This window comes from Anaerotruncus massiliensis (ex Togo et al. 2026), assembly GCF_030825285.1.
Classification (GTDB): domain Bacteria; phylum Bacillota; class Clostridia; order Oscillospirales; family Ruminococcaceae; genus Anaerotruncus; species Anaerotruncus massiliensis.
On sequence record NZ_JAPJQF010000024.1, the window covers coordinates 1 to 1,471 of the forward strand.

The 1,471-nt window shown below is 68.0% G+C and carries 2 protein-coding genes; one reads left to right on the top strand and one right to left on the bottom strand.

All coding sequences use genetic code 11. The annotated features are described in order from the left end of the window. On the bottom strand, positions 1 to 990 hold a 990-nt coding region (locus RCI06_RS08665; protein ID WP_306575620.1), incomplete at its 3' end, for a hypothetical protein. 105 nt (positions 991 to 1,095) lie between these two features. On the opposite strand from RCI06_RS08665, the gene RCI06_RS08670 reads away from it, so the two are divergent. Continuing rightward, the gene (locus RCI06_RS08670) at positions 1,096 to 1,395 is read left to right on the top strand and encodes a YabP/YqfC family sporulation protein (RefSeq protein WP_101551376.1); all 300 of its coding nucleotides are present in this window, start codon (positions 1,096 to 1,098) and stop codon (positions 1,393 to 1,395) included. The last annotated feature ends 76 nt before the right edge of the window (positions 1,396 to 1,471 follow it).

Consider the following 1,471-nt stretch of genomic DNA (forward strand, 5'->3'; position numbering starts at 1 on the left):
GGAGAGGGAGACGGACGCCGCGAGGACGGCGGGGGGCAGCCACCGGGCGAAGAGGGCGGCGAAGAGGGTGGTGAGCCCGCCGTGAAGCAGCCGGGAGCGGTAAAACCGCCCGAACCGCACGCCGCAGCCGTCAAAAAAGCAGGAGCGCACCTGGAAGATGATGCTGAGGGAGGAAAAGGAGACGAGAAAGGCGCAGAGCAAAAAGCCCGCGCGCCCGCCCAGCGACGCGGCCGCGATGCAGCCGCCGGTGACTTCCAGCAGTCCGGCGAGCGCGGCGGTGAAGAAGGGCTCCCCCAGCGCGGGGAAGAGCTTCCCGAGCGCGCCCGCCAGCGCCCCGGTGAGCCCGACGGCGCGCAGCAGCGCGGTGACGGCGGAGAAGGCGACGACGAAGGCGCAGATCGAGAGGATGCCCGAGGCGGCGGAGCGCACGGCGTTCACGAAGGCGTCGCGGGAGCGTTCGGGCGCGCGGGCCGGCGGACTGCCGGCCCGCGCGCCCCGGAAGGCGAGCGCACCGACGGCGAGGGAGGAGAGCACCTGCGCGCCGAGCAGCGCGAGTCCGGCCGCGCGGCTGCCGAGCATCCCCGCGCCGACGGCGGAGATGAGAAAGGAGGGCCCGGCGTTCACGCAGCAGCAGAGGGCGCGCTCGGCGGTTTCCCGGTCGATCTCCCGGCGCGCGAGCATGTCGGAGAGCATCCGCGCGCCGACCGGGAAGCCGCCCACGAAGCTCATGAGCAGCACCGCGCCGAGGTTTTCCGGCATGCCGATCACCCGGCGGGTAAAGCCGCTCACCGCGCGGGAGAGCACCGCCCCCGCCTGCGTCGCGGCGATCAGCCCCGCGAGGATCATAAACGGGAAAAGGGAGGGGATGATGACCGCCGCGCAGCTCCCGAGCCCCGCGCGCACCCCCTCCGACACCTCCTTGGTCTTCCATAAAAGCCCGACGGCGGCCGCCGCCGCGGACGCCGCCAACAGGTATTTTGCGCATTTCACGCGCCCACACCCCCGATTACATAAAAAACCGCTTTTTATAATATCTATGTACTGGTCCCCCGGCGGATGCACCCAAATTTGCCGCGGGGAGATGGGGGAAAATCGATGTTCGGAAGGAAGAAAGGGAAAAAGGAACGCTATTCGATCGCGGACGCGGTGTCCCGCACCCTCGAGCTGCCGGTCGACGTGCTCGAAGGGCTGCCGCAGCTGGAGCTGCTCGGCAACCGCGAAGCCTATATCGAGCACTGCCAGGGGGTGCTCGAATACAACGACCAGATCGTCCGGCTCAACACCGGGAGGATGATCCTCAAGTTCACCGGCCGCCGCCTGACCCTAAAATGCCTCAGCGGAGACAGCATGACGGTGCAGGGATATTTTACCGCGCTGGAGTTCTCCACGGTCTGAATCGTTTGACAGGCGGAGCCGGGAAGCCGGCGCTTCATACCGGACCCCGCCATTTTGCATACGGCATGTTGGAGAG

What these genes read in the sequence shown, in the direction of transcription:
- RCI06_RS08670 (WP_101551376.1), top strand. Translation starts at nt 1,096, where the DNA reads ATGTTCGGAAGGAAGAAAGGGAAAAAGGAACGCTATTCGATCGCGGAC.